At 66.3% G+C, this 26,159-nt stretch carries 23 protein-coding genes; 7 read left to right on the top strand and 16 right to left on the bottom strand.

The window, feature by feature from the left end:
- Positions 1-124 precede the first annotated feature (124 nt).
- Together VSR72_RS36315 and VSR72_RS36310 are read left to right on the top strand one after the other, a co-directional pair.
- Positions 125-1,033 carry a DMT family transporter gene (locus tag VSR72_RS36315; RefSeq protein WP_342957057.1) on the top strand — a complete coding sequence of 303 codons (909 nt, stop codon included), beginning with the start codon at positions 125-127 and terminating at the stop codon, positions 1,031-1,033.
- Positions 1,034-1,146: 113 nt separating this feature from the next.
- A complete protein-coding gene (locus VSR72_RS36310; RefSeq protein ID WP_342957056.1) occupies positions 1,147-2,451 on the top strand; it encodes a DUF445 domain-containing protein in 1,305 nt (434 codons plus the stop codon).
- A 215-nt stretch (positions 2,452-2,666) separates the two neighbouring features.
- Here the strand turns inward: VSR72_RS36310 and VSR72_RS36305 are convergent, their stop codons facing one another.
- From VSR72_RS36305 to VSR72_RS36280, 6 genes are read right to left on the bottom strand one after another with little or no spacing between them, the layout of a single operon-like run.
- A complete protein-coding gene (locus VSR72_RS36305; protein ID WP_342957055.1) occupies positions 2,667-3,599 on the bottom strand; it encodes an MBL fold metallo-hydrolase in 933 nt (310 codons plus the stop codon).
- Complete coding sequence (locus tag VSR72_RS36300) at positions 3,596-4,045, bottom strand: MaoC family dehydratase (protein WP_342957054.1); 450 nt, start codon at positions 4,043-4,045, stop codon at positions 3,596-3,598. Before VSR72_RS36300 ends, VSR72_RS36305 begins: the two co-directional genes overlap by 4 nt.
- Entirely contained in the window at positions 4,042-4,269 is a 228-nt protein-coding gene (locus tag VSR72_RS36295; RefSeq protein WP_342957053.1) for a DUF1289 domain-containing protein, read from the bottom strand. The genes VSR72_RS36300 and VSR72_RS36295 overlap by 4 nt, the downstream gene beginning before the upstream one ends.
- A gap of 2 nt (positions 4,270-4,271) precedes the next feature.
- Positions 4,272-4,778 (bottom strand): YbaK/EbsC family protein, encoded by a 507-nt coding sequence (locus VSR72_RS36290; protein WP_342957052.1) that lies wholly within the window; start codon positions 4,776-4,778, stop codon positions 4,272-4,274.
- 47 nt (positions 4,779-4,825) lie between these two features.
- On the bottom strand, positions 4,826-5,758 hold the full coding sequence (locus VSR72_RS36285) for a hydroxymethylglutaryl-CoA lyase (protein ID WP_342957051.1): 933 nt from the start codon (positions 5,756-5,758) through the stop codon (positions 4,826-4,828).
- A gap of 49 nt (positions 5,759-5,807) precedes the next feature.
- Positions 5,808-6,755, bottom strand: a complete 948-nt coding sequence (locus VSR72_RS36280; protein ID WP_342957050.1) for a glyoxylate/hydroxypyruvate reductase A — start codon at positions 6,753-6,755, stop codon at positions 5,808-5,810.
- 245 nt (positions 6,756-7,000) lie between these two features.
- Here VSR72_RS36280 and VSR72_RS36275 point away from each other — a divergent pair, with 245 nt between their 5' ends.
- Complete coding sequence (locus tag VSR72_RS36275) at positions 7,001-7,612, top strand: alpha/beta hydrolase (protein ID WP_342957049.1); 612 nt, start codon at positions 7,001-7,003, stop codon at positions 7,610-7,612.
- A gap of 187 nt (positions 7,613-7,799) precedes the next feature.
- On the opposite strand, the gene VSR72_RS36270 is transcribed toward VSR72_RS36275, so the two are convergent.
- Both VSR72_RS36270 and VSR72_RS36265 read right to left on the bottom strand, forming a co-directional pair.
- Positions 7,800-9,056, bottom strand: a complete 1,257-nt coding sequence (locus tag VSR72_RS36270) for an acetate/propionate family kinase (protein ID WP_342957048.1) — start codon at positions 9,054-9,056, stop codon at positions 7,800-7,802.
- A complete protein-coding gene (locus tag VSR72_RS36265; RefSeq protein WP_342957047.1) occupies positions 9,053-9,994 on the bottom strand; it encodes a bifunctional enoyl-CoA hydratase/phosphate acetyltransferase in 942 nt (313 codons plus the stop codon). The genes VSR72_RS36270 and VSR72_RS36265 overlap by 4 nt, the downstream gene beginning before the upstream one ends.
- Before the next feature lie 510 nt (positions 9,995-10,504).
- Between VSR72_RS36265 and VSR72_RS36260 the strand changes: the two genes are divergently transcribed.
- The 3 genes from VSR72_RS36260 to VSR72_RS36250 all read left to right on the top strand — a co-directional run bounded on the left by VSR72_RS36260 (position 10,505) and on the right by VSR72_RS36250 (position 15,329).
- A complete protein-coding gene (locus VSR72_RS36260) occupies positions 10,505-13,243 on the top strand; it encodes a DUF3141 domain-containing protein (RefSeq protein ID WP_342957046.1) in 2,739 nt (912 codons plus the stop codon).
- Positions 13,244-13,393: 150 nt separating this feature from the next.
- A complete protein-coding gene (fabI, locus tag VSR72_RS36255; RefSeq protein WP_342957045.1) occupies positions 13,394-14,173 on the top strand; it encodes an enoyl-ACP reductase FabI in 780 nt (259 codons plus the stop codon).
- A 145-nt stretch (positions 14,174-14,318) separates the two neighbouring features.
- Complete coding sequence (locus VSR72_RS36250) at positions 14,319-15,329, top strand: sulfate ABC transporter substrate-binding protein (protein ID WP_342957044.1); 1,011 nt, start codon at positions 14,319-14,321, stop codon at positions 15,327-15,329.
- A 76-nt stretch (positions 15,330-15,405) separates the two neighbouring features.
- Here VSR72_RS36250 and VSR72_RS36245 read toward each other — a convergent pair whose 3' ends face one another.
- From VSR72_RS36245 to argS, 6 genes are all read right to left on the bottom strand, one after another.
- Positions 15,406-15,711 carry a hypothetical protein gene (locus tag VSR72_RS36245; protein ID WP_342957043.1) on the bottom strand — a complete coding sequence of 102 codons (306 nt, stop codon included), beginning with the start codon at positions 15,709-15,711 and terminating at the stop codon, positions 15,406-15,408.
- A 244-nt stretch (positions 15,712-15,955) separates the two neighbouring features.
- Positions 15,956-17,584 (bottom strand): ABC transporter substrate-binding protein, encoded by a 1,629-nt coding sequence (locus VSR72_RS36240; protein ID WP_342957042.1) that lies wholly within the window; start codon positions 17,582-17,584, stop codon positions 15,956-15,958.
- Positions 17,585-17,774: 190 nt separating this feature from the next.
- A complete protein-coding gene (locus VSR72_RS36235) occupies positions 17,775-18,551 on the bottom strand; it encodes an SDR family oxidoreductase (RefSeq protein WP_342957041.1) in 777 nt (258 codons plus the stop codon).
- An 11-nt stretch (positions 18,552-18,562) separates the two neighbouring features.
- On the bottom strand, positions 18,563-19,216 hold the full coding sequence (locus tag VSR72_RS36230) for a thiol:disulfide interchange protein DsbA/DsbL (protein ID WP_342957040.1): 654 nt from the start codon (positions 19,214-19,216) through the stop codon (positions 18,563-18,565).
- A gap of 156 nt (positions 19,217-19,372) precedes the next feature.
- The gene (locus VSR72_RS36225; protein WP_342957039.1) at positions 19,373-20,206 is read right to left on the bottom strand and encodes an SPOR domain-containing protein; all 834 of its coding nucleotides are present in this window, start codon (positions 20,204-20,206) and stop codon (positions 19,373-19,375) included.
- 97 nt (positions 20,207-20,303) lie between these two features.
- A complete protein-coding gene (argS, locus tag VSR72_RS36220) occupies positions 20,304-22,088 on the bottom strand; it encodes an arginine--tRNA ligase (RefSeq protein ID WP_342957038.1) in 1,785 nt (594 codons plus the stop codon).
- A gap of 348 nt (positions 22,089-22,436) precedes the next feature.
- Here argS and VSR72_RS36215 point away from each other — a divergent pair, with 348 nt between their 5' ends.
- Positions 22,437-22,763: a DUF1840 domain-containing protein gene (locus tag VSR72_RS36215; protein ID WP_324158899.1), complete on the top strand. Its 327-nt coding sequence runs from the start codon at positions 22,437-22,439 to the stop codon at positions 22,761-22,763.
- A 162-nt stretch (positions 22,764-22,925) separates the two neighbouring features.
- On the opposite strand, the gene VSR72_RS36210 is transcribed toward VSR72_RS36215, so the two are convergent.
- Complete coding sequence (locus VSR72_RS36210; RefSeq protein WP_342957037.1) at positions 22,926-23,132, bottom strand: acid-shock protein; 207 nt, start codon at positions 23,130-23,132, stop codon at positions 22,926-22,928.
- Between the two features lie 262 nt (positions 23,133-23,394).
- Positions 23,395-26,142, bottom strand: a complete 2,748-nt coding sequence (metH, locus tag VSR72_RS36205) for a methionine synthase (RefSeq protein ID WP_342957102.1) — start codon at positions 26,140-26,142, stop codon at positions 23,395-23,397.
- Positions 26,143-26,159 lie beyond the last annotated feature (17 nt).

Below are 26,159 nucleotides of genomic sequence, written 5' to 3'. Positions count from 1 at the left end.
TCGAAGGCAAGTATTGCCTCTCGCCTAAGTTTAGCCATGTATTCCCCGCCTTGCAGCCGATAAACTGGCTTCCATATGCGAAGGGCCACGCGCCCTCCGTCCGCTAGAACGAGGATGCAAGCCCATGTCTTCCACCACTCCTGAAATCCGCCGCGGCGCCGCCGAGATGATCGTCGCGATGCTGATGTCCGGCACCATCGGCTGGCTCGTGGTCGCCTCGCGGCAGGCCCCGATCAACATCGCCTTTTTGCGCTGCGTGCTGGGCGGCGCGACGCTCATGCTCGTGTGTGCCGCGCTCGGCCTCCTGCGCCGCAAGCACCTGCCGCTGCGCACGCTCGCGCTCGCTGTGCTGGGCGGTGCGGCCATCGTCGCGAACTGGGTGCTGCTGTTCGCCGCCTATTCGCGCGCCTCGATCTCCATGGCTACGGCCGTCTACAACACGCAGCCGTTCATGCTGGTTGGCTTGGGCGTGGTCATTTTGCGCGAGCGCGTGAGCGCTTCGACTGTCGCCTGGCTGGCCGTGGCCTTCCTCGGCCTCGTTTGCGTGGTCGAGGTGCAGCCCGCCGTGCTCGCGGTGCCCGGCGAGTATCTGCAGGGCGTGGCCTATGCGGCGGGCGCGGCGTTTCTCTACGCGATCTCGTCGATCATCACGCGGCATCTCAAGGGCACGCCGCCGCATCTGATCGCGCTCGTGCAGCTCGCGTTCGGCGCGCTCGCGCTCGCGCCGTTCATCCACTACGGCACGCTGCCGAACACGCCGTTGCACTGGGCGCAGCTCGTTACGCTCGGCATCGTGCACACGGGCATCATGTACGTGCTGCTCTACGGCGCGATCCAGAAGCTGCCCACGGCGATGACGGGCGCGCTCTCGTTCATCTACCCCGTGGTCGCAATCCTCGTGGACTGGTTCGCGTTCGGCCAGCGCCTCGCGTGGATCCAGGTGGTGGGCGCCGCGCTCATCCTGGTCGCGGCGGCGGGCGTGAACCTCGGCTGGCGGATCGTGCCGCAGCGGCGGGACGCGCGCTCGGCGTGAGGGGCATCAAGCGCGTATCGAGTGCGTAGCGCGGGTGGGGGCGCTTCGGCATGCGGCTGTTCCCGCGCGGGCAGCATAATGTCGCGATTCGAACCCGCGACTCCTAGCTCCTCATGACGCCTTCGCACGCCCCACGGGACGAAGCCGAACTCACGCGCGCCAAGCGCCAGGCACTCGCGTTTCTGCTGGGTGCGGCGCTCGTCTTCGTCGGCACGGCGCTTTTTTTCCCACCAGGCGTCGTGACGGACGGCGTCAAGGCGGTGAGCGAAGCCGCGATGGTCGGTGGGCTCGCCGACTGGTTCGCCGTTGTCGCGCTCTTCCGGCGCGTACCGATTCCGTTCGTTTCGGCGCACACGGGCGTGATTCCGCGCAACAAGGACCGCATCGCCGACGAACTGGCGGCCTTCGTGCGCGACAAGTTTCTCGACGTGGGCTCGCTCGTCGGGCTGATCCGCAGCCACGATCCGGTTGCGCGGCTCTCCGGCTGGCTCACCGCGCCGCAGAATGCGCAGCGCCTGGGCGACTACGCGGTGCGCATGATGTCGGGCCTGCTCGGCCTCACCGACGACGCGCGCATCCAGAGCTTCATCCGCGACAGCCTGCACGCGGCGCTCGCGCGCGTCGATCTCTCGAAGTCGGCGGGCGCGATTCTCGACACGCTCACCAAGGACGGCCGCCACCAGGAGCTGCTCGACCAGATGCTCGACCAGCTCGCCGCCGTGTTGCGCGACGAGGGCACGCGCGCGTTCGTTGCCTCTTCCATCGTCGATTGGCTCAAGAGCGACTATCCGACCACCGAGAAGTTTTTGCCGACCGAGTGGATTGGCGAGAGCGGCGCGCGCGTGGTGGAAAGCGCCGTGAACCGGCTGCTGCTGCAGGTGAGCGAGGATCGCGAACACCATTTACGCCAGAAGTTCGACGAGGTCGTGCAAAAGTTGATCGAGCGGCTGAAGAGCGATCCGGCGTTCCTGCGCAAGGGCGAGGAGCTGAAGGCGAGCCTGCGCGAGGGCAGCGCGCTCAACGAGTACACGGGCGCGTTGTGGGACAGCCTGCGCGCGTGGCTGCGCGACGATCTGGAACGCGAAGACTCGGCGCTGCACGCGAAGGTCGCCGCAACGGGCCAGTGGCTCGGCGAGACGCTGGCCGCCGACGCCGAACTGCGCGCTTCGCTCAACGGTCATCTCGAAGACGCCGCGCGCGCGATGGCGCCGGATTTCGCGCGCTTTCTCACGCATCACATTCGCGATACCGTGAAGAATTGGGACACGCGCGAGACCGCAAAGCTCATCGAACTCAAAATCGGCAAGGATCTGCAGAAGATCCGCGTGAACGGCACGGTGATCGGCGGCGCGATCGGCCTGGGGCTCTACCTGTGCTCACATCTGTTCGAGCTTGTGCGCCTGAAAATCGGCTACTGAGATTGATTCGGATTCCAGATCAATGAATCATGCGAGGCATGCGCCATGCCCGCAGCCGTAGGTCATCTGTAGGGAAATCACTGATGCTTCGGGACTTTTGGCGCGAGTATCATCCACTCGACAGTTTGATCACGTCAGAGCTAATTCCAACGCTCGTCCGGAAACGGACGAGCGTTTTTTTTTCGCGTTTTTCCGGCTTTTTCTATGCTGCCCGGCTAGAGCGCAGCCGCCGGCGCTTCAAGGCGTTCGCCGTTCACGACCAGCGCGCCGCTCTTCGCCAGGTCACCGGCCAGTTCACGAAGCAGCGCCGGCCAGTCGTCGTGCGGGGCGATCTGCCGCGCTGCGGCGCGCAGTGACGCGGCGTTTTCGAGCATCGCCACGAGCGAGTCGAAGGTCATGGCGCGCACTTCCAGCAGCTTGAAGACGATCAGCACCTTGAGCGCGTTCTTCGCGTTGCGGGCCGGGTCGGCGCGCAGCCAGGCAAGGCGCGAGAACGCACGCTCCAGCGCCGCGTCGACGTTAGCGAACGGCTTGCCGTGGCCGGGAATGACCGTCCGCACGTCGAGCTTCGCAATGGTCTCCAGCACCGCTTGCTGCTCGGCGAAGCCGCTTTCGCCGTCGAGTTCGGGAAAAATCACGCCGAAGCCATGCTCCCAAAGCGCATCGGCGCTGATGAGCAGACGCGGCCCGGCTGCGTAGAGCATCACAGAGTCGGGGTCGTGCCCCGGCGCGCCGATCACCTCCCATTCGAAGCCGCCTAGCGTGAGCCTTTCGCCCGCCGTGAGCGTGCCTGTGAACGCGAATCGCTCGCAGGTCTGGCCCGTGGCGAGAAAGCTCAGACGCGTCTCGTCCCAGTCGCGCACGATCGTCGCACTCGCGGCGGGGATCAGCGTCGCGCAAGGCCAGTGTGCCTGCAGTCGCGCGTTGCCGCCGCAATGGTCCGAATGCAGGTGCGTGTTGACGATCAGGTCGAGCGCTCGCGAGCCCAGCGCGCGGCGCACGAGCGCAAGGGTTTGCTCTGCGTGTGTGGCGTAGCCGGTATCGACGAGTGCGGCGCGCGCCTCATCGACGAGCAGCACGTTGTTCGACGAAAGCCAGCCGCGCTCGAATACGCGGATCGACTTGGGGAGTGCCGGCGCGGCGCTCATGCCTGTGCGTGCTCGGGTTTCGGCATGACGAGGACCGTCGCGCGGCCCAGCACGAGCAACTCGCCTTGCTGATTCACGGCCTCGCCCGCGAGCTTCACGAGATCGCCGTTCAGGCTCGGCTTCCACCACGCTTCCACCACGCGCCATTCGAACGTGATTGTGTCGTTCGCGTGCGCGGCGCGCTTGAGCTTCATGTCGAACTCGAGCCCGAGCGGCTGCGCGTACTGCGAGTAGTGCGTGGCGAGCAGCGCCATGAAGTGCGCGGTGGGCTGCGTGCCCGAAGCGATCAGGCCACCGAAGCGGCTTTGCGCGGCGTAGGCTTCGTCGTGGTGCAGCGGGTTCAGGTCATTCACGAGCAGTCCGAATGATTTCACCGATGCGGGCGTGAGCTGAAGCGTCGAGCGGAACGTCTCGCCAACCTTCACGACGCGCGCGGCCGCGTTCATTGTTTTTCTCCTTGCGGCTCGAAGCGCCGCGCGACCCATTCGGCGTGCCGCGTGTCTATTGCGTTCCAAACGGCGCGCTTTGCTGCGTCGTCGAACGTGGACCAGTTGGCAATCTCGTCGATGGTACGCAGGCAGCCGTCGCACAAGCCGCTGCGCTCATCCATGCGGCAGATGTTGATGCAAGGCGAGGGCGGCGGCGTGACGGTGTCGTGAAGCGCGGTCATGCTCAGGCGTCGCGCAGCGCGACGTCCACCACAGGCGCGCCAGTCAGCGCTTCGAGTTCCTGCGGCGAGAGGTTGAACACCGCATGCGGATGGCCCGCCGCGGCCCACAGGCTTTCGAGTTCGAACAGATCGGCGTCGATCAGCGTCACGGGTGTCGTGGCGTGGCCGATCGGGCATACGCCGCCAATGGCGTAGCCGGTTTTCTCGCGCACGAATTTGGCGTCGGCGCGGCCGATTGCACCCACGTGCGCGGCCACTTTCTTTTCGTCCACGCGGTTCGCGCCGCTCGCGATCACGAGCACGGGCGCGTCGTCTTCGCGGCGGCGGAACAGGATCGACTTGGCGATCTGCGCGACTTCGCAGCCGAGGCCCGCGGCGGCTTCGGCGGAAGTCTTGCCGGTTTCGGGCAGCATCACGACCGGCTTGGCGTGGCCGCGCTCGCGCAGCATCAGGGCGACACGGCGCGCGGAGTCGGGCAGGGCGTCGAGGTTGTCGAGAGTTTCCGTCATGGGTTGATTTCCTTCGTACTGCGATTCGATATTCGATGGATCGCGCTTCACGAACAGGCGGCTTCGCTGCGCGCCTTCGCAAGCAGGGCTTTGCCCGCGCGCGAGACGTTCGCGCGGCCGATGGCGCTCGAAATGAAGTCGCCCGCCGCCACAACCTGGTTAAGGTCGATGCCGGTGTGAATCCCAAGGCCATTCATGAGGTACAGCACGTCTTCGGTCGCGACGTTGCCCGTGGCGCCCTTCGCATACGGGCAGCCGCCAAGGCCCGCCACCGAAGCGTGGAAAATGGCGATGCCTTCTTCGAGCGCCGCGTAGATGTTGGCGAGCGCCTGGCCGTAGGTGTCGTGGAAGTGGCCCGACAGGCGCTCGCGCGGGAACACCTTCGTCACCGCTTCGAACACTTCGTGCACGCGCTTGGCCGTACCCACGCCAATGGTGTCGGCAATGTCGATCTCGTCGCAGCCGAGCGCGGCGAAGCGCTCCACCACGTCGACGACCGAAGCGACCGGCACTTCGCCCTGATACGGGCAGCCGAGCGAGCACGACACGCTGCCGCGAATGCGCACGCCGTGCTCTTTCGCGGCTTGCGCCACGGGCGCGAAGCGTTCAATGCTTTCCGCGATCGAGCAGTTGATGTTCTTCTGCGAGAACGCTTCGCTCGCGGCGCCGAAGATCACGATCTCGTCCGCGCGTGCGGCGAGTGCGCCTTCGAAGCCGCGCAGATTCGGCGTGAGGACCGAGTAGATCGCGCCCGCGCGGCGCTCGATACCGGCCATGACTTCGGCGCCGTCGGCCATTTGCGGCACCCACTTGGGCGAGACGAACGAGGCGGCCTCGATGTTCGGAAAGCCTGCGGCCGAAAGCCGGTTGATGAGTTCGATCTTCGTTGCGGTGGGAACGAATTCCTTCTCGTTCTGCAGGCCGTCGCGCGGGCCGACTTCGACGATCTTCACTGCGGTGGGTAACGTGGGTGATGCCATTGCTGTGTCTCCAACGAATATTTGAAATGCTGTTGCGATGTTCCGATGTTCAGTAACCGCGCCCGACATGCACCACGCCGCTCACGGTCTCACCGCGAGCCAGCGCGCCGATCTTGTCGGCGACTTGCGAGATCGCTTCGTCGCGCAACGTGAGCGCCGAGCTGTGCGGCGTGATCGTGATGCGCGGCTCGCGCCAGAAGGGGTGATCGGGCGGCAGCGGCTCTTCGCGGAACACGTCGAGCGTCGCCGCCGCGAGCGTGCCGTTGGCGAGCGCTTCGAGCAGATCCTGTTCGTCCAGATGCGTGCCGCGCGCCACGTTCACGAGATATGCGCCGCGCGAGAGCTTGCCGAAGGTACGCGCGTTGAGCACGCTTTCGGTGTCGGGCGTGGCGGGCAGCAGGTTCACGAGCAGCTTGACGCCATCGAGGAAGGCGTCGAACTGTTCGCCGTGCAGCTCGCCCGAATACGTTTCGATGCCCTCGATCGTCTTCATGCTGCGCGAAAAGCCGCGCACCGGCACGCCGAGCGAAGCGACCGCGTGCGCGACCTGCGCGCCAAGCACGCCCAGCCCCAGCACGCCCACCGTGAAGGTCTCGTGCGGATGCGGCGCCAGCACGTGCCATTCGCGGCGCGCCTGCGCGAGCGCGTATTCGTCGAAGCGGCGCAGGTAGCGCAGCACGGCGTGCTGCACGTACTCGCTCATCTGCCGGCCCATGCCCGAATCTTCGAGCCGCACGAGCATGGCGGTGCCGGGCAGCGTGCCCGGCCGCTCGCGCTCGTGGGCGAGGATCGCATCGACGCCCGCTCCCAGATTGAAGATGGCGCGAAGGCCCGGCACGCCGAAGAGTTCGCGCGGCGGGTGCCAGACGACTGCGTAGTCGGCGGGGTCGGTGTCGCCGGGCTGCCACTCGCGCAGCTCGGCGTCGGGCAGGGCGCGCGCGAGGCCGTGCAGCCACGTGGAGGCGTCGGTCTGCGGGAACCAGAAAATGATCTTCATGATGGATGAACCTGTCCCTGGTATGCGGGTGTGGCTGGCCGCGGCGGGATCGCGCCGCGCGCACTGGCACCATTCTACTTTTTCAGGCCCGCGCCCGCCGCGCGAATCGCGGCGCCGCGCCCCGCGGCGTGTCTCGCGCCAGGCCGCACCGAAGGCGCCGAAAAGCTAAGCAAAAAAAATTGGTTCGGCGCGCGCGCCTCGCAAGCCACAATCGATTCACGCCGTGTTCCACCGAGGAAAAAATCATGCTTTCGTGCGCGCAAATGCGTTGGCCGCCGCGCCTCGTCACCGTGCCGGGCCTGCACGGCAGCGACGGCGCCCATTGGCAGAGCTGGCTCGAACGCCAGTTCGCGCGCTCGCTGCGCGCGGAGCAGGACGACTGGGACGCGCCCGATCTCGCGGTCTGGGGCGCGGGGCTCGCGCGGCGGCTGGCGGGCGAACGCGGGCCGTTCCTGCTGGCCGCGCACAGCTTCGGCTGCCTCGTGGCGGCGCATGCGCTGCAAACGGGCGTGCTGGGCGAACGCGGCGCCGACATTGCCGGCGTGCTGTTCGTCGCGCCCGCGAGTCCCGAGAAGTTCCGCTTTGCCGGCGCGTTCGAGGCGCGGCAGCTTCCCGTGCCGTCCATTCTCATCGGCAGCGAAACCGATCCGTGGATGCCGCTCGAAGGCGCCCGCGCGCTCGCGCAGCAACTGGGCAGCACGTTCGTGAATCTCGGCGATGCGGGACACATCAACACGGCGGCAGGCTTCGGTCCGTGGCCGCGCGCGAAATATTTCGTCGATACGCTGGTCCACGGCGCAGCGCCTGGGCGGTTGCGCGACGAGGCGTTCGACCAGAGCGGTCCGGCGTACGCCTGAGGTCAACGAAACAAACCACAGCAAACCGCCGCGCCGTGCTGCGGCCTCAGCTCGACGGGCAATTGCGCGGTCAACGTTTGGGTTTCCCCTGCCATGGCTAACCTCCGCTAAAGGGTTGCACAGCCCCGCAATGCTGAAGCAACTGGCGAGCCTGCTCTGCCCGTTGGCGAGGTCCGCAGAGGCCGGCTCAGTGCTTGAGCGCCGTCCGCAACAACCGTGCCGTATGCAGCGCGATCATCCCTTCTTCGTCGGTGCGGATCGCGAAAACGGGCACGCGGCTTTCGCGCGTGCTCACGCGTTCGTTGCCCTGACTGCTGCCCACCTCGTTGACTTGCGCGTCGAGCACGGTGCCGAAAAGCGGCGCGAGCCGCTCGCACACCTGCGCGCGGATGGGCGCGGCATGCTCGCCGATGCCCGCCGTGAATACGAGGCCATCGAGGCCGCCTAGCACCACCGCGAGCTTGCCCACGTCCTGCGCGATGCGATACGTATAGAAGTCGATCGCGAGCCTGGCCCGGTCGCTGCCGCTCGCAAGCAATTCGCGCATGTCGCTGCTCAGGCCCGAGAGCCCCTTCAGGCCCGACTCCTGATACAGCACCTTCTCGATGGCGTGGTAGTCCATGCCTTTCGCGATCATCCAGAGCACGGCGCCCGCGTCGAGCGCGCCGCAGCGCGTGCCCATGGGCAGGCCGTCGAGCGCGGTGAGGCCCATGGTCGTCTCCACGCTCTTGCCGTCCTTCATCGCGCACAGGCTCGCGCCGTTGCCCAGATGCGCGACGACCACGCGACCGCGCGCTATGTCGGGCGCGACCTGGTGCAGGTGCCTGGCGATGTACTCGTACGAGAGGCCGTGAAAGCCATAGCGCCGCACGCCTTCGCCGTAATAGCTGTACGGCAGCGCGAAGAGCTGCGCCATGATGTCGTTGCCCGCATGGAACGCGGTGTCGAAGCACGCCACCTGCGGCAGTTCCGGCGCGGCCTGACGCACCGCGAGAATGGCGGCGAGATTGTGCGGCTGATGCAGGGGCGCGAGCGGCGTGAGCGAATCGAGCTCCTGGATCACTTCGTCGTCGATGAGCACGGCGTCGGCGTAACGCGCGCCGCCGTGCACCACGCGATGACCGATCGCGGCGGGCGGCGTGTCGCGCAGGCCCACGGCGAGCACGAGGCGCAACAGGCGAAACGCGGCGTCGTGATCGGCGACCTGGGCGACGGGAAACTTCTCGTCGACGATCAGGCGGCCGTCGGCCATATGCGCGACCACGCGCGGCGCGACGCCGATGCCCTCGATCTGCCCGCCCGCGCCATGCAGCGCGCGTGCACCGCCTTCCACGTGTTCGTCTTCGATCACGCGATACACGGAACACTTGATGCTCGACGAACCCGCATTCACGACGAGCACGACATGGCCTTCCGCGGCCGGCTGGGCTTGACTGCTGCTCACAGGATCTCCGTGGCTTTGCGTGCGCGCCGCGCATGCGCGAGCAGTACGGCGATCGCACAACTGCCGATGCGCGAGCGCACGCTGTCGGCGCGGCTCGTGAGGATGATCGGCACGCGTGCGCCGAGGACGATGCCGGCCGCTTCCGCGCCGGCGAGGAAGGTGAGTTGCTTGGCGAGCATGTTGCCCGCTTCGAGGTCGGGCACGAGCAGGATGTCGGGGTCGCCGGCCACGGGCGAGGTGATGCCCTTGATGCGCGCGGCCTCGGCGCTGATCGCGTTGTCGAAGGCGAGCGGGCCGTCGAGCAGGCCGCCCGTGATCTGGCCGCGGTCGGCCATTTTGCAGAGCGCGGCGGCGTCGATGGTGGAGGGCATCTTCTCGGAGACGGTTTCCACGGCGCCGAGTATGGCGACCTTGGGCGTACCCACGCCAAGCGACTGCACGAGGTCGATCGCGTTGCGCACGATATCTGCCTTGTCGGCGAGCTTGGGGAAGATGTTGACGGCCGCGTCGGTGATGAAAAGCGGCTTGTGGTACGAGGGCACGTCCATCGCGAACACGTGCGAAAGGCGCCGCTCCGTGCGCAGGCCGTTCGCGCCGAGCGCGACTTCGTGGAGCAGCTCGTCGCTGTGCAGGCTGCCCTTCATGAGCAGTTCGGCCTCGCCTTCGCGCACGGCGCGCACCGCGAGTTCGGCGGCGGCGTGGCTGTGCGGCGCGTCGATGATGGTGATGCCGTCGAGGCGCAGGTCGGCTTCCTCGGCCACCGCACGGATCTTCGCTTCGGGGCCGACCAGGATCGGCACGATCAGGCCGAGGTTCGCGGCGTCGAGCGCGCCGGTGAGCGAGGACACGTCGCAGGGATGCGCCACGGCGGTGGGCACGGGCGCAAGGCCGCCGCAACGGGCGAGCAGAACCGAATACTTGTCGGGCGATGACGTCATGGCGGACTCCACTTGGGCATGCATCTGAACCATGCTGCGGCGCGCAAAGCCGTAACAGTGTAGACCAGCGTGAACGAGGCAGCCGCAAAGGTGCGCGCGAGGCCGGCGCGGCATCGTGACGCGTCATGCAAAGTGGGTTGGCGGGCACGCCTGTCATGCTTCGTTCACAGGGCAGGGCGATCATGGAGCAGGCAGCTTTGGCCCGTGGCGAACCTTGACTTTCGGGGAGCCGCCGCCTAAGTTTTTAGATGCCGCAGTGCAACATGATCTGGCTCTTTTCACGTCGCGGCCGCGAGGCGCAGGAAGTGCGTACGCGGCCGCGAATATCTTTTGCCGGCCCCGTTGCCCGCAGTACCGCCGCGCCGCGCAGCTTGAGTGCGGGCGGTAGAACAGGGCAGCGGCCAGGTCCCGCGCGTCATTCGTCGTGAAGGCGCGCGTCCACGGCCCGCGCCGGCCTGGCGCTTGCTTGCCGCAAGGCGAGCCGGCGCCCCCTTAAAGGAGATTCGTCTCGTGGCAGTTTCCACCTCCTCGCCGCAACTTTCGTCGCCGTTTTCGTTTTTGCCCACGTTCGCATCGGGCACCGCTTTCTGGCCCTTCGCGCCATTCTGGCCCCTCGCGGGCGCGTCCGACGAGGAGTCTTCGCCCCGCACGCCGCTGACCGAGGCCGCTTCGGCCGTGTCATCGGCTGTGACCAGGGCAATCGAATCGGCACAATCCGCGCCCACGGCCGCGCAGCCGCTCTACGACTATCTCTACGACGCCTGGCAGCGCAGCGTGCTGTTCCTCGACGTGCTGCGCGAGCGCGGCAATCAGACTTACGTGCATGAGCAGGCGGGCATGCCGCCGGTCCTCGCGTTCGACTACGAAGTGATCGTCGACGGCCGCGAACTCGACGATCCCTGCAATTACGCACTCCTGCGCATCAAGCCCGAAGAGGACGTGCCGACCGACCCGCGCATGCGCCCCTTCGTCGTGATCGATCCGCGTGCGGGCCACGGTCCCGGCATTGCAGGGTTCAAGATGGACAGCGAAGTCGGCATCGCGCTGCGCAAGGGTCACCCGTGCTACTTCGTGACCTTCTTCCCGGTGCCCTGCGAAACGCAGACCATTCAGTCGGTCGCGCAGGCGGAAGCCGTGTTCATTCAACGCGTGCGCGAGATGCATCCCGACGCGGACGGCTTGCCGTTCATCATCGGCAACTGCCAGGGCGGCTGGGCCGCGGCGCTGCTCGCCGCTTCCGCGCCCGCGCTGGTCGGCCCGCTCATGCTCGCGGGCTCGCCGCTGTCGTACTGGGCCGGCGTGCGCGGCAAGAACCCCATGCGCTATTCGGGCGGCATGCTGGGCGGCTCGTGGATGTCCTCGCTCGCAGCGGATCTCGGCGACGGCCGCTTCGACGGTGCGTATCTCGTGCAGAACTTCGAGTACCTCAATCCGGCTAACACGTACTGGGGCAAGCTCTACAACCTCTATTCGAAGGTCGATTCCGAGCGCGAGCGCTTCCTCGAATTCGAGCGCTGGTGGGGCGGCCACTTCCAGTTGAACCGCGCCGAGATCGACTGGATCGTGCAGAACCTTTTCGTGGGCAATCACCTCACGCGCAACGAGGTGTTCGCGAAGAACGCGCGCTCGCCGGTGGACCTGCGCAACATCCGCACGCCGATCATCGTGCTCGCTTCGTGGGGCGACAACATTACGCCGCCGCAACAGGCGCTCAACTGGATTCCCGACCTCTACGCGAGCGTCGACGAGATCGTCGCCAACGAGCAGGTGATCGTGTATTGCCTCCACGACAAGGTGGGGCACCTCGGCATCTTCGTTTCGGCGAGCGTGGCGAATAAGGAGCACACCGAACTATTCTCGGCGCTCGACCTGATCGACGTGCTGCCGCCGGGCCTCTACGAAGCGAAGATCACCGACTCGACGCCGGAAGCCGGGCGCCTCGAAGCGCTCGAAGGGCGCTACGAGATCCGCTTCGAGCGCCGCACCATCGACGACATTCTCGCGCTCGACGACGGCCGCGACGACGAGCAGCCCTTCGAAGTGGTGCGCCGCTTCGCGGAGAACAACCAGCGCATCTATGACCTGTTCGTTTCGCCGTTCGTGCGCGCGTCGACCAATGCGTTCAGCGCGCATGCGCTGCGCGAGTCGCATCCGTCGCGCGTGGAGCGCAGCGTGATAAGCGACGCGAACCCCGCGCTCGGCGTACTGCCCGCCATGGCGGAAGCGGTGCGCGGGCATCGCAAGCCGGTCGCGCCCGACAATCCGTTCACGCTGCTCGAAAAGCAGACTTCGGCCACCATCGAGGCGTCGTGGGATGCGTACCGCGACGCGCGCGACGCCTGGATCGAAAGCACGTTCTACAACGTCTACACCGCGCCGTGGGTGCAGGCCTGGGTGGGCGTGGCGCCCAACGAGCCGCTCGAACCCATCGCGCCGCCGCTCATGGAGCTGCGCAAGGAACTCGCGAATTACCGCCTGCGCGCGGCGCGCGCGCATCTCACCAAGGGCACGCTCGTCGACGCGTTCATGCGTATTGCCGCGTACATCGTCGACGAAATGCATACCGTGCAGTACCGGCCGTTCCAGCGCATGCGCGAACTCGCGCGCGAGTATCTCGGCGATCGCCAGCCGACCATTGCCGAGCTGAAGGAAGCGGCGCGCCGCCAGGGCGCGATCGTGCAGCTCGATCCGCAGGCCGCGATCGACGCCTTGCCCGAGATCGTGCCCGACATGAAGCTGCGCCGGGCGCTGCTCGCGGCCGTGTACCGCATCGCGACCGTTTCGGGGCCGCTCGAAGGCGAGCGGCGCGAGCGCTATCGCCACGTGCAGCGCGCGCTGGGCGTCGAGCCGGGCAGCGAAAAGTCGGGCTTGCCGCCGCTCGATGGAGGCGGATCGTCGGGTGGTGATTCGGGTGCTGGCGGCACAACGGCTGGCTACGGCAGCGCCGAACGGGGCGTCAAGGCATCCGCCGCCGCGCAAGCGGCGCAACCCGAGGCCCCGGCGGCTCCCGCGAAGGTCTCCCGCGCGAAGAGCGCCGCCGCGAGCGAGCACGCGACGCCCACGAAGCCCATGCGTGCGGCGCGCGCTGGCGCGAAGGCGAAGGCCGCGGAGCCGGCTGAAGCGACGAAGGCGCCGGCCGCCGCCAAATCGGCGGCGCGCCGCTCGCGCGCGGCGTCTACGCCCACCTCCACGCGTGCTGCAGGCACGACGGCCACGCGCCGCCGCGCAACGCGCAGCGCGGGCGAGTAAAGAAGCCCGTTTCTGTTTCACCCTCGACGCGCCGCATCCTTGCCGATGCGGCGCGTCGTTTTGATGTCGACACATCGGCAGCCGCATTGCCCACTGCACGCTAACTGCATCCGCGGCCATCACCGGCCGTCATCCACTGCGAGGTCAGCCATGCATACCCCACCCGAACGGCCGCTTGTCGGCATGCGCGCGCTCGTCACCGGCATCGCGAACGCCGATTCCATCGCTTACGGCTGCGCCCGCGCGTTCGCCGATCTCGGCGCGCAGCTCGCCATCACCTATCTCAACGACAAGGCCAAGCCTTACGTCGAACCGCTCGCCAACGAACTGGGCGCGCAACTGCTCCTGCCGCTGAACGTCGAGGAAGACGGTCAGCTCGACGCCGTGTTCGATGCCGTGCGCGAGACGTGGGGGGCGCTCGATATCGTGCTGCATTCCATCGCCTATGCGCCGAAGGAGGATTTGCAGGGCGGTCTGCTCGATTCGTCGGCAAAGGGCTTCGCCTATGCGATGGACGTGTCGTGCCACTCGTTCGTGCGCATGGCGAAGCGCGCCGCGCCGCTCATGCCGCACGGCGGCACGCTCTTCGCGATGAGCTACGACGGCGCGAACCGCGTCGTGCCCAACTACAACCTCATGGGCCCCGTGAAAGCGGCGCTCGAAGCGTCGTGCCGTTATCTCGCGTATGAGCTCGGGCCACTCGGCATTCGCGTGCATGCGATCTCGCCGGGACCGCTCAAAACGCGCGCGGCCTCGGGCCTCCCCGACTTCGACCGCATGCTCGCGGAAGCCGTGGACCGCGCGCCGCTCGGCGAACTCGTCGACATCATGGATGTGGGCTACGCAACCGCGTATCTCGCCACGCGCTACGCGCGCCGCATGAGCGGCAACACCGTGTATATCGACGGCGGCGCGCACATCATGGCGTAGAGATCCACTTAGCACGAAAGCGGAAAAGCAAAGCTCGCATCGGTATAAGCCATACGCCCCGGCTCGCTAGAATCGAGCGTTCGGCCTGCTTGCGAAAATCATGCCGGCAGGCCGAAACGCTTTTCAACGACAGACGGGGACCACCATGGCAGGTTTGGGACGCACGGCGCGCTGGCTCGGCGCGGGCATCATCGCATTGAGTGCAGGGGCGGCGCACGCGGAAACGTCGCTGCTCAACGTCTCGTACGACGTGACGCGCGAACTGTACAAGGACATCAACGCGAGCTTCATTGCCGACTATCAGAAGAAGACCGGCGAGACCCTGTCGATCAAGCAGTCGCACGGGGCTTCGAGCGCGCAGGCGCTCTCGGTGCTGCAAGGCCTGCAAGCCGACGTCGTGACGATGAACCAGCCCAACGACATCGACCTGCTCGCGCAGCAGGGCCATCTCGTGCCCGCGAACTGGCGCACGCGTTTGCCCGACGCGAGTGCGCCCTATACGACGACGATGGTGTTCCTCGTGCGCAAGGGCAATCCGAAGCACATCAAGGACTGGGACGATCTCGCGAAGCCGGGCGTGCAGGTCGTGATCGCCAATCCGAAGACGTCGGGCAATGGCCGCTATGCGTATCTGGCCGCGTGGGGCTATCGCAAGCAGCAGGGCGCGAGCGACGCGCAGGCGCTCGACTTCGAGCGCGCGCTGCTGAAGAACGTGCCGGTGCTCGACGCGGGCGGCCGCGGCGCGACGACGACGTTCACGCAGCGCGACATCGGCGACGTGCTCGTGACCTTCGAAAACGAAGTGGCGCTCATCGACACGGGCGTGGGTGCGAAGGACTTCGAAGCAGTCTATCCCTCGGTGAGCCTGCTGGCGGAGCCGCCGGTGACGATCGTCGACAAGGTCGTGGACAAGCGCGGCACGCGCAAGACCGCGCAGGCGTATCTCGACTATCTGTATTTGCCCGCCGCGCAGGAGATCATCGCGCAGCACCATCTGCGTCCGCGCGATGCCGCCGTGCTCGCGAAGCACGCAAGCGAGTTCAAGCCGATCAAGACCTTCACGGTCGAGCAGGTGTTCGGCAGCTGGCAGAACGCGCAGGCCACGCATTTCGCCGATGGCGGCACGTTCGATCAGATCGTCGCGGACCGCAAGTAATTCGGGCTCACGTAACGACAGCGCATAAAAAAGCGCCTCGCAATGTGCGAGGCGCTTTGCTTTTCAGCTTACGGTTTTAGTACCAGCCGCGATGGCCATTCCACTCGCGGCGGCCGTACCAGCGGTGGCCGTCCCAGTAGCGGTCGCCGTGCCAGCCGACCACGACAGCGGGCGCGTAGGCCACACGCACGGGAGGCGCGACGTAGACCGGACGCGGCGCCACATAAACGGGCTGCGGCGCGACGTACACCGGAGCGGGAGCAACATAAACCGGAGCGGGCACGCCGACGTTCAGGCCGACTACCACACCGGCCATCGCGGTTTGCGAGGCGGCCAGGACGAGCGCTCCAGCACCCAGCGCGGCAAAGAGTTTGGTTTTCATTTTGAGCCCCTTCGGTTGAAGAATCGATGGCTTCAATGTAGCCAGGTGCTCGCCGGCTTGAGTTACCAAACTGCAACAAACTGCGCGCGAATTTTACCGGCGGTAATGGGAGGAAAGGGCGCTCCTCCGCTTGGGGCGGGCTTCCCGCATGTTTGGCGCATGCGGCGGTGTTTCAATTCGTGATCGTCGGGGCAGGTCTGTAATCGGCGCGCCGGGCGCGAAACACCCGGCGCGCGCATGGCCGTCACTGCACCGCGACGCTCGCGAAGTTCTGGCGGCCGAACGGGCTCACCTGATAGCCGCTCACGGTGTTACGCGTGATGGCGGCGGCGGTCGGGTAGCCCAGCGGAATCCACAGGGCCTGGTCGCGGATGATCTGCTGCGCGGCTTCGTAGAGCTTCACGCGCTTGGCCTGATCGGCGGTGGCCTTGCCTTCGGCGATCAGCTTGTCGAGCTGCGGGTCGCAAAAGCGCGCGAAGTTGATGCCCGACTGCACCGCATTGCAGCTAAAGAGCGGCGAGAGGTAGTTGTCGGGGTCGCCGTTGTCGCCGGCCCAGCCCATGAAGAGCGTGTCGTGCTGGCCCTGCTTCGCCTGCTTGATCAGCTCGCCCCACTCGATCACCTTGATCTCGGCCTTCACGCCGATCTTTGCGAAATCGGCCTGCAGCAGCTCGGCGCCCGCTCGCGGGTTCGGGTTCAGCACGCTGCCGTTCGGGCGCACCCAGATCGTGGTCGAGAAGCCGTTGGGGAAGCCCGCGTCGGCGAGTAGCTGCTTCGCCTTCGCCGGGTCATACGGATACGGCTGGATCGACTTGTCGTAGCCCCAGGTGATGGGCGGCCAGGGGTTCGTCGCGGGCGTCGCCGTGTTGTCGAAAATCGCCTTGAGGTAGGTCGTGCGGTCGAACGCCATGTTCAGCGCCTGGCGCACCTTCTGGTTGTCGAGCGGCTTCTTCTGCGTGTTGAGCGCGACGAACGCCGTCATGAACGCGGGCGTTTCCACGACCTTGAGCGACTTTTCGCCCTTCGCCGCGGCCACGTCCTGGGGCTTGGGCGAGAGCGCGATCTGGCATTCGCCGGCCTTCACCTTCTGCGCGCGCACGGCGGCGTCGGGCGTGATCGCGTAGATCAGGCGGTCCACCTTCGGCTTCGGCCCCCAGTAGGTCGGGTTCACGTCGTAGCGGATCAGCGCGTCCTTCGTGTAGCTCTTGAGCGAGAACGGGCCCGTGCCCACCGGCTTCGCGTTCAGGTCGACCTGGTTGCCGGCTTTAAGCAACTGGTCGGCGTACTCGGACGAATAGATCGAGGCGAAACCCATCGTGAGGATCGAGAGGAACGTGGCGTTCGGCTCGTTGAGTTCGAACTTCACCGTGTTCGCGTCGACCTTCGTGACCGACTTCACGAGCTTGACGAGCCCCATCGACTGCGCGTGCGGGAAGCCGCTCGCGCCTGCCACCTTGTGCCACGGATTGTTCGCGTCGAGCATGCGGTCGAACGTGAAGACCACGTCGTCGGCGTTGAGCGTGCGCGTGGGCTTGAACCATTCGGTCGTCTGGAACGCCACGTTGGGCCGCAGATGGAACGTATAGGTCAGGCCGTCGGCGCTCACTTCCCACTTCTCTGCGAGCGAGGGCACGACCTTCTTTTGCGCTTCGTCGTAGGCCACGAGCGAATTGAAGATGACGTCGGCGGACGCGTTGGTCGTGACGAGCGAGTTGAACTGCACGACGTCGAAGCCATCGGGGCTCGACTCCGTGCAGACCGTCAGCGGCTTGGCGAGCGCGGGCGTGGCCGCGAACGCGCAAGCGGCGCCGAGCGCGGTCGCAAGCACGAATCCAGGCACAAGCGTGCGCGCGGTGGGCGAGGTGAAGCGCATGGGATCTCCGTAGTTCTGCGGTGGCGGGCGGCGCCCCGTTTTGTTCGCGATTTTGTTCGCTGCGGGAGAGGCGAGAAGACTATGAAGGGCGTCCGGACGAGCCAAGCTTATCGAAGGGAATTTGCCGAGACAACAATTTAATCCACATACCCATATGGCATGCGGACCCCGTGCAGCGAGCCCTGGTGGCTTACTGGCTCGCCGCGCGCGGCTTGCGCGGCGCCTTTTCGAACACGCGGTCGTAGACCCAGCGCGGCAGCGCGCGCAGCATCGTGGCGGCCACGCGCATCGGCCACGGGAACACCGCGAACGACGTGCCGCGGGCAATGGCTTGCGCGGTCTTCGCCGCGAACTGGTCCGCGTTCATCAGGAAGGGCATGCGGTAGGGGTTCTTCGCCGTCATCGGCGTGCGGATATAGCCCGGCGCGATGGTGACCACGGGCACGCCGAACGGACGCATTTCCACACGCAGCGCTTCGAGGTAGGCGAGCGCCGCGGCCTTCGAGGCGCTGTACGCGCCCGAGCCCGGCAGCCCGCGCACGCCGGCCACGCTCGCGATGCCCACGAGCGTGCCGCGCCTTGCCTGCGCCATCGCCGAAGCGAACGGCTCGAAGGTGGCGACCATGCCGAAGTAGTTGGTGTCCATCACGTCGCGGAACGTGGCGAGATCGCCTTCGCCCGTCAGCACGCCGCGGCTCACGCCCGCATTGGCGATGACGATATCGGGCATGCCGTGCTGCGCGATGAAGTCGCGCGCGGCGGCGGCGAGCGCATCGGCGTCGCGCACGTCGGCGGGATAGATGGAGATGGGGTGATCGGGGTGGGACTGCCGGAAGCCGGCAAGGGCCTCGCCGCGGCGCGCGACGAGCCCGAGAATCGCGCCCTGCCGCGCGTATTCGGCTGCGAGCGCGGCGCCAATGCCGCTCGACGCGCCGGTGATGAAGACCTTCAATGGCGCGTCTTGCATGGCACTGTGCATCACATCTTCTTCGCGCGGATTTGCGAGATGATGAAGTCCATCACCTGGAGCGTGCCCGGCAGCGCCTTGTCTTCCGGACCCTGGACCATGGCCGGGCCGGTTTCGTACTTGCCCTGGATGGCGATGGTCGGCACGCCGTCGATCTTGTAGGCGTCGAGCAGGGCCTTGTCACGCTGCAGCGCGCTCTGCGTCGAGAACGAGTTGTACGCTTCCATGTACTTCTTCGAATCCACACCTTGCGTGGCGAGGAACTTCGCCTGCTCTTCCGGCGTGAGCAGGTAGTTCTTGTTCACGTGGATTTCGTGGAACACGACCGGCGTGAGCTTCTGGGCGAGGCCGAGCGCGTCGAGCGCGTAGTACATCTTCGAATGCGGGATGAAATCGTCACGGAATGCCACCGGCACGCGCTTGAAGACGACGTCCGGGCCCTGCTTCTTGATCCACGATTCGAGGTACGGGTCGAACGCGTTGCAGTGCGGGCAGCCGTACCAGAAGAATTCGATCACCGAGATCTTGCCCGCGGGCACGTCGAGCGCCTGGGGCGCCTTCAGGACCGTGTAGTCCTTGCCGGCCACGGGTGCGTCGCCCGAGGCGTGGGCCACGCCGGCGATCAGCGAAAGCGAGAGAAAAAGCGTACCGAGAAGTCGTTTCATGGCGTAGGAATCCACTGTTCTTGGACCGGCGGCGGCCGGTTGTTTGCCGCAGGACGCCGCTCACGCGAACCTGGCGCGTGCGGGTGCTGCGCGGATGTTGCTTGCGTATTGCTTATTGCGGGCGCCGCGCCGCGGGATGCGCGGCGCGGACGGCGATTACTGCTTCGTGAAGCGGATGACGGCCGTATCGATACCGGCATCGGACAGGCGCTGACGCGTCGAGTTCATATCGTCGAACTTCGTGAACGGACCGATGCGCACGCGGTAGTACGTCACGCCGCCGGCGTCACGCTGCGTCACCTTCGATTCGAACCCCTGGAACGCGAGGCGCGCGCGCTGCTGCTCGGCGTCGCCCGACGTCTTGTACGCGCCCACCTGCAGGAAGTAGCCGGTGTTGGCGTCGCCCGGTGCGGGCGTGGCGCTGCCGGGCTTGGCGGCCGGCGGCGTCGGCACCGCGTTGGCGGGCTTCTGCGGCTGGTTGTTCGCGAGGATCTGCGCCGGGTTGCTCGTCGAGTTGCTGGCCGACTGCGGCTTCTTCGCGATAGCCGTGCCGCTCGTGACGTTTTCACCCGTCGACGGCTGCGGCGCGACGGCCATACCGTTGTTGTTGTTCGCACCCGAGGGCGGCACTTCGACGATCTGCGGCTCTTCGAGCATGCCCGAGGACTGCGACTGGTTCGTGGTCTGGCCCGGCGCCGTGTTGGGCGGCGTGCTTTGCGCGGCCTGCGGCACCGGCTGGCCCGGCGACTTGCCTTGCAGCACGCGGTTCGGGTCGACCTGCTCGTTGTTCTGACTGACGTCGGAAGCGGCCGCCGGCGCGACCTTCGAAACGAATGGCGTGGGCGCGCGCGTGATATAGAGCGCCACCACCACCGCGATCGCAAGGCCGACGATCAGGCCCAGCACGATGCCGAGAAAGGTTCCCCCGGACTGCTTCGACTGCTGTTTTGTAGTGCGGCGCGGTTTTGCCATCGTCTGAATCACCTGCAAACAAGAGAATCCTGGAATGGCCGTCCGCGCGAGGCGGCGGCCCCAAACGTGTTGCTGTGCGCGGGTATCGCAGTCTGGCGATTGCCCGCGCGTCTCGTTACATGCGCTCGGGCGCGGACACGCCGATCACGGCCAGGCCGTTCGCGAGCACCCGGCGCGTGGCCGCGAGGAGGGCGACGCGGGCGTCGCGCTCGGCGACGTCGTCGACGAGAACGCGTTCGGCATTGTAGAACGAGTGAAACTCAGCGGCGAGTTCGCGCAGGTAGAACGCCACCGCGTGCGGCGCGAGTTCGCTGGCCGCATGCGTGAGCATGTCGGGGAACTCGCCGAGTTTCGCAATGAGCGCGAGCGCGCGTTCGCTCGCGAGCGGCGCGAGATCGACCTTGGGCAGCGCGGCCAGATCGCCGCCGAACTTGCCCTGCCAGTCGCCGAGAATCGACGAGATGCGCGCGTGCGCGTACTGCACGTAGTACACCGGGTTTTCGTCGTTTTCCTTCAGCGCGAGGTCGATGTCGAACACGAATTCGGTGTCGGCCTTGCGCGAGATGAGGAAGAAGCGCACGGCGTCGCGGCCGCGGCGGATGGTCGCCTCGTCGAGCAGGTCGGGCGAGACTTCGCTGCCGGGGTTCGCGCCGCCCGACCATTCGATCAGGTCGCGCACCGTCACGTAGCTGCCCGCGCGCTTGGAGATTTTGACTTCCTGGCCGTCGCGCATCACCGTGACCATCTTGTGCAGCACGTAGTCGGGATAGCCCTTCGGAATGCCGATGCCGAGCGCCTGCAGGCCCGCGCGCACGCGCGCGATGGTGCCGTGGTGGTCGGAGCCCTGGATGTTGATGACCTTCGTGAAGCCGCGCTCCCACTTGGTGACGTGGTAGGCCACGTCGGGCAGGAAGTAGGTGTAGGTGCCGTCGGACTTGCGCATCACGCGGTCCTTGTCGTCGCCGTAGTCGGTGGTCTTGAGCCACAGCGCGCCTTCCTGCTCGTAGGTCTCGCCCGAAGCGACCAGCGCCTCGACGGTCTTCTCGACGCGGCCTTCCGTGTACAGCGACGACTCGAGGTAGTAGCGGTCGAACTTCACGCCGAACGCCTGCAAGTCGAGATCCTGCTCGTGGCGCAGATAAGCCACGGCGAAGCGGCGGATCGCTTCGAGGTTTTCCGGGTCCTTCTCGCCCGTGACGGGCTCGCCGTCCTTGGCCGCGACGGTCTCGCCCGCGAGATAGTCGCGTGCGATGTCGGCGATGTATTCGCCGTTGTAGGCGGCCTCGGGCCATTCGGCGTCGCCGGGCTTGAAGCCGCGTGCGCGCGCCTGGGTGGACACGGCGAGGTTGCCGATCTGCACACCTGCGTCGTTGTAGTAGAACTCGCGGTGCACGTCATAGCCTTGCGAGCCGAGCACGTTCGAGATGGCGTCGCCGAGCGCGGCCTGACGGCCGTGGCCCACGTGCAGCGGGCCCGTGGGGTTGGCCGAGACGAACTCGACGAGCACGCGCTTGCCGGCTTCGCGCTGCGAGCGGCCGAATGCCTCGCCCTGCTCGAACACGGCGCCGATCACGGCGCGCTTCGCTTGGGCGGTGAGGCGCAGGTTGATAAAGCCGGGGCCGGCCACTTCGGCGGCCTCGACGAGCCCTGCGGCCTCGGGCTGGGCGAGCACGGCGTCGACGATCTGCTGGGCGAGCTGGCGCGGGTTCGCGCGCATGGGTTTGGCGAGCTGCATCGCGACGTTGCAGGCGACATCGCCATGCGCGGCGACCTTCGGGCGCTCGAGCGTGATCGCGGGCACGACGAATGCGGCTTCGCTCGCGCCTTCGGTGGCCTTCGCCACCTGGGCTACGGCTTGCGCGAGCAGGGTCTCCAAGGTGTGTTTCTGTGCGGGCAGCATGCTGGTTGCAAGTCCTGTGCGGGTAATGGGATGCGGGGCCGGCGCTTAAGGGGGATGGCCTCAGGCTGCCGGCGCGGACCGCCGAATACGGGTGAGGGCGCGCCGGCCTTGCGGCAGGCCGCCTGCCATGCGCCAATGCGCGGGCGGCCTCGTTGCGGCAGGCGGCGTGGCGGCGTACCGGACGCCGGAACGACCGGGCGCCGCGCCCTGCGGGTAATTCCGTCCTGACGGATTTTAGCAGGTGCTAATATGTGAAATGAGGTAGCGCGACATGGGCCGCCTTGACCCGTCTGGCTTCGCAAGCCGGAGCGTCACGCGCAGATCCAAAAAATCATAAAGGGAACAGACATGCTGGTTACTTTTAAATGCCATGCGGCGCCTGATGTCATGATGCTGGAGAACCTCGCACAATACCTTCTCGGCATCATCGGCAAGCGGCTCGGCCCGCACGGCGTGATTACCCACGACGAACTCGACACCGCCATCGCCAAGCTCGAAGCGGCCATCGTCACGGACAAGAAAGAGCGCCACGAGCAGGAGGGCCACTATCACGAAGGCGAGGATGGCCACTTGCATCACGAACTGCCTGTCGGCCTCGCGCAACGCGCCTTTCCTTTCCTCGATATGCTGCGCGCCGCAAAGAAGGAAGACAACGACGTTCTGTGGGGCATTTGAGGTCCCTGGTCGAGGTCGCTGAGCGGCAAAGCCGTGGTTGCGCTGCGCCCATTGCGCGCACCGGCTAGCGTGCGACGCCGAGGCTGCCCCGGCTGAATCGACGCTCCAAAAGCAAAGAGCCCGCATTTGCGGGCTCTTTGCTTTGGTCCAGCGTTTTTCACATCACTCGCTGGCGGGCGCCGCCTCGGCAGCGGAAGCCTCCGACTTCTTCATCTTCTTTTTCTTCGGCTTCTTCACGTGCTTTTCGGTGGGCGCCGAATACGACGTCGCCGGGCTCGCCTGCTCCGGCGCGGAGGCCGGCTGGGCGAACGACGGCTGCGCAAGCGCCGCGACGCCGAAGGCGGTCAACATCAACATCAGCTTCTTCATACGATTTCTCCGTCGAGGTTGCTTCGATTTTGCGTTTTAAGGATTTGCTGATGATCGAGCCGGCGCGGCGTTGCCGCGTGTGGCCGGGCGTCATGCAGGCGATACCGGGTCTTGCCGGGCCATCTTACAAAGCCGAAAAATCGCGCGCGCGTAATCTTCACCTTGCCGGATGGCATATGTCGGGCGGTGACAACAGGCGGTAGTACAGCGGGAGAAAGCGCGCCACCCCGGGGCGGCGCGCTGTGTGGCCTGGAAGCGCGGCTTAGAGCTGCGGCGCGAGCGCGCGGCGGGCGTCTTCGTCGGAGAGCGACATGCGGCGCGCGTAGTCGGCGAGCTGGTCCTGGCCGATCTTGCCCACCGAGAAGTACGTGCTGTCCGGATGCGCGAGGTAGAAGCCCGAAACGCTCGCGGCCGGCAGCATGGCGAGCGATTCCGTCACGCTCATGCCGACTTCGCCCGCCTGCAGGAAGTCGAACATGTCGCGCTTCACGAGGTGGTCCGGGCAGGCCGGGTAGCCCGGCGCCGGGCGAACGCCCGCGTACTTCTCGGCGATCAGCGCGTCGTTGTCGAGCGTTTCGCTGGCCGCATAGCCCCACAGGTCGCGGCGCACGCGTGCGTGCATCGCCTCGGCGAACGCTTCCGCGAAGCGGTCCGCGAGCGCCTTGAGCATGATCGCGCTGTAGTCGTCGTGGTCCTTCTCGAACTGCGCTTCCTTCACGTCGACGCCGATGCCCGCCGTGACCGCGAACATGCCGATGTAGTCGGCCACGCCCGAGTCCTTCGGCGCGATGAAGTCGGCCAGCGAGCGGTTGGGGCGCATCACGCCGTCCACCACGGGGCGCACCGACTGCTGGCGCAAATTGCGCCACGTGAGCGCGACTTCGCTGCGCGATTCGTCGGTGTAGATTTCGATGTCGTCGTCGTTGACCGTGTTCGCGGGCAACAGCGCGATCACGCCGTTGGCCTGCAGCCAGCGGCCTTGAATCAGGCGCGAGAGCATCGACTTCGCGTCGGAGAACACCTTGCGCGCCGACTCACCCACGATTTCGTCGTTGAGGATCTGCGGATAGGGGCCGGCGAGATCCCACGTCTGGAAGAACGGACCCCAGTCGATGTAATTCGCGAGCTCGTTCAAGTCGAAGTTCTTGAACACGCGGCGGCCGATGAACTTCGGCTTCACGGGCTGGAAGTTCGCCCAGTCGATCTTCGTCTTGTTCGCGCGCGCTTCTTCGAGCGTCACGAGCGGCGTGGCCTTCTTGTTCGCGTGCTGGTCGCGAATGCGGTCGTAGTCGGTCTTGAGATCGTCGATGAACTTCGTTGCGCCTTCATCCGAAAGCAGGCTCGACGCCACCGAAACCGAACGCGACGCGTCCGGCACGTACACGACCGGGCCTTCGTAGTGCGGCGCGATTTTCACGGCCGTATGCACGCGCGAGGTGGTCGCGCCGCCAATCAGCAGCGGAATCTTCTTGATGCGGAAGTAGTCGTCGCGCTGCATTTCGCTCGCCACGTAGGCCATTTCCTCGAGCGACGGCGTAATGAGCCCCGAGAGACCGACGATATCCGCGCCTTCGACCTTCGCCTTCGCGAGGATCTCGTTGCACGGGACCATCACGCCCATGTTGACCACTTCGAAGTTATTGCACTGGAGCACCACCGACACGATGTTCTTGCCGATGTCGTGCACGTCGCCCTTCACGGTCGCGATGACGATCTTGCCCTTCGCTCGCACGTCGGCGCCCGATTCGGCGAGCAGGCGCTTTTCTTCCTCGATGAACGGAATGAGGTGCGCCACGGCCTGCTTCATCACGCGCGCCGACTTCACGACCTGCGGCAGGAACATCTTGCCCTGGCCGAACAGGTCGCCGACGATGTTCATGCCGTCCATGAGCGGGCCTTCGATCACGTTGATCGGCCGCCCGCCCGCGCCCATGATCTTCACGCGCGCTTCTTCGGTGTCCTCGACAATGAAGTTCGTGATGCCGAGCACGAGCGCGTGCGCAAGACGCTTTTCCACGTCCTGGTTGCGCCACTCGAGGTTCTCTTCCTTCTTGGCCGCGCCGGTCTTGAACTTGTCGGCAATTTCGAGCAGGCGGTCGGTGGCGTCGTCGCGGCGGTTGAGCACCACGTCTTCCACGCGCTCGCGCAACTCGGCGTCGAGGTCGGCATACACGCCGAGCTGGCCCGCGTTCACGATGCCCATGTCCATGCCGGCCTGAATGGCGTGGTAGAGGAACACGGTGTGGATCGCCTCGCGCACCGGGTCGTTGCCGCGGAACGAGAACGACACGTTCGACACACCGCCGCTGATCTTCGCGTAGGGCAGGTTCTGCTTGATCCAGCGCGTGGCGTTGATGAAGTCCACCGCGTAGTTGTTGTGTTCCTCGATGCCCGTCGCCACCGCGAAGATGTTCGGGTCGAAGATGATGTCCTCGGGCGGGAAGCCCACTTCGTTCACGAGGATGTCGTAGGAGCGCTTGCAGATCTCGGTCTTGCGCGCGAACGTGTCGGCCTGGCCCTGCTCGTCGAACGCCATCACCACGCTCGCCGCGCCGTAGCGGCGAATGAGCTTCGCGTGATGCACGAACTGCTCCTTGCCTTCCTTGAGCGAGATCGAGTTGACGATGGCCTTGCCCTGCACGCACTGCAGGCCCGCTTCGATCACGTCCCACTTCGACGAGTCGATCATGATCGGCACGCGCGCGATGTCGGGCTCGGAAGCGATGAGGTTCATGAAGCGCACCATCGCCGCCTTCGAGTCGAGCATGGCTTCGTCCATGTTGACGTCGATGACCTGCGCGCCGTTCTCGACCTGCTGGCGCGCAACCGCGAGCGCCTCGTCGAACTGGCCGTTGAGAATCATCCGCGCGAAGGCCTTCGAGCCGGTCACGTTGGTGCGCTCGCCCACGTTGATGAACAGCGTGCCTTCGGTCACGTTGAAGGGTTCGAGGCCGGAAAGCCGCAGGGTATGGTCAGTCATGGCGTGGGACCGGATCGTATGTTGTCGGATGTGAGCGGGGGCTTTCG

Source organism: Paraburkholderia sp. JHI869, from assembly GCF_038900775.1.
Taxonomy (GTDB): Bacteria; Pseudomonadota; Gammaproteobacteria; order Burkholderiales; family Burkholderiaceae; genus Paraburkholderia.
The sequence above is the reverse complement of the archived record's forward strand: the minus strand, read 5'-3'. Positions and strand labels throughout refer to the sequence as shown.

Coding starts and splice junctions, on each gene's coding strand:
- VSR72_RS36265 (WP_342957047.1), bottom strand. CDS start 9,994: ATGACGTCATCGCCCGACAAGTATTCGGTTCTGCTCGCCCGTTGCGGC.
- VSR72_RS36275 (WP_342957049.1), top strand. CDS start 7,001: ATGCTTTCGTGCGCGCAAATGCGTTGGCCGCCGCGCCTCGTCACCGTG.
- VSR72_RS36285 (WP_342957051.1), bottom strand. CDS start 5,758: ATGGCATCACCCACGTTACCCACCGCAGTGAAGATCGTCGAAGTCGGC.
- VSR72_RS36315 (WP_342957057.1), top strand. CDS start 125: ATGTCTTCCACCACTCCTGAAATCCGCCGCGGCGCCGCCGAGATGATC.
- VSR72_RS36235 (WP_342957041.1), bottom strand. CDS start 18,551: ATGCAAGACGCGCCATTGAAGGTCTTCATCACCGGCGCGTCGAGCGGC.
- VSR72_RS36230 (WP_342957040.1), bottom strand. CDS start 19,216: ATGAAACGACTTCTCGGTACGCTTTTTCTCTCGCTTTCGCTGATCGCC.
- VSR72_RS36280 (WP_342957050.1), bottom strand. CDS start 6,755: ATGAAGATCATTTTCTGGTTCCCGCAGACCGACGCCTCCACGTGGCTG.
- VSR72_RS36210 (WP_342957037.1), bottom strand. CDS start 23,132: ATGAAGAAGCTGATGTTGATGTTGACCGCCTTCGGCGTCGCGGCGCTT.
- VSR72_RS36240 (WP_342957042.1), bottom strand. CDS start 17,584: ATGCGCTTCACCTCGCCCACCGCGCGCACGCTTGTGCCTGGATTCGTG.
- VSR72_RS36250 (WP_342957044.1), top strand. CDS start 14,319: ATGGCAGGTTTGGGACGCACGGCGCGCTGGCTCGGCGCGGGCATCATC.
- fabI (WP_342957045.1), top strand. CDS start 13,394: ATGCATACCCCACCCGAACGGCCGCTTGTCGGCATGCGCGCGCTCGTC.
- VSR72_RS36300 (WP_342957054.1), bottom strand. CDS start 4,045: ATGAACGCGGCCGCGCGCGTCGTGAAGGTTGGCGAGACGTTCCGCTCG.
- VSR72_RS36215 (WP_324158899.1), top strand. CDS start 22,437: ATGCTGGTTACTTTTAAATGCCATGCGGCGCCTGATGTCATGATGCTG.
- VSR72_RS36245 (WP_342957043.1), bottom strand. CDS start 15,711: ATGAAAACCAAACTCTTTGCCGCGCTGGGTGCTGGAGCGCTCGTCCTG.
- VSR72_RS36310 (WP_342957056.1), top strand. CDS start 1,147: ATGACGCCTTCGCACGCCCCACGGGACGAAGCCGAACTCACGCGCGCC.
- VSR72_RS36295 (WP_342957053.1), bottom strand. CDS start 4,269: ATGACCGCGCTTCACGACACCGTCACGCCGCCGCCCTCGCCTTGCATC.
- VSR72_RS36290 (WP_342957052.1), bottom strand. CDS start 4,778: ATGACGGAAACTCTCGACAACCTCGACGCCCTGCCCGACTCCGCGCGC.
- argS (WP_342957038.1), bottom strand. CDS start 22,088: ATGCTGCCCGCACAGAAACACACCTTGGAGACCCTGCTCGCGCAAGCC.
- VSR72_RS36305 (WP_342957055.1), bottom strand. CDS start 3,599: ATGAGCGCCGCGCCGGCACTCCCCAAGTCGATCCGCGTATTCGAGCGC.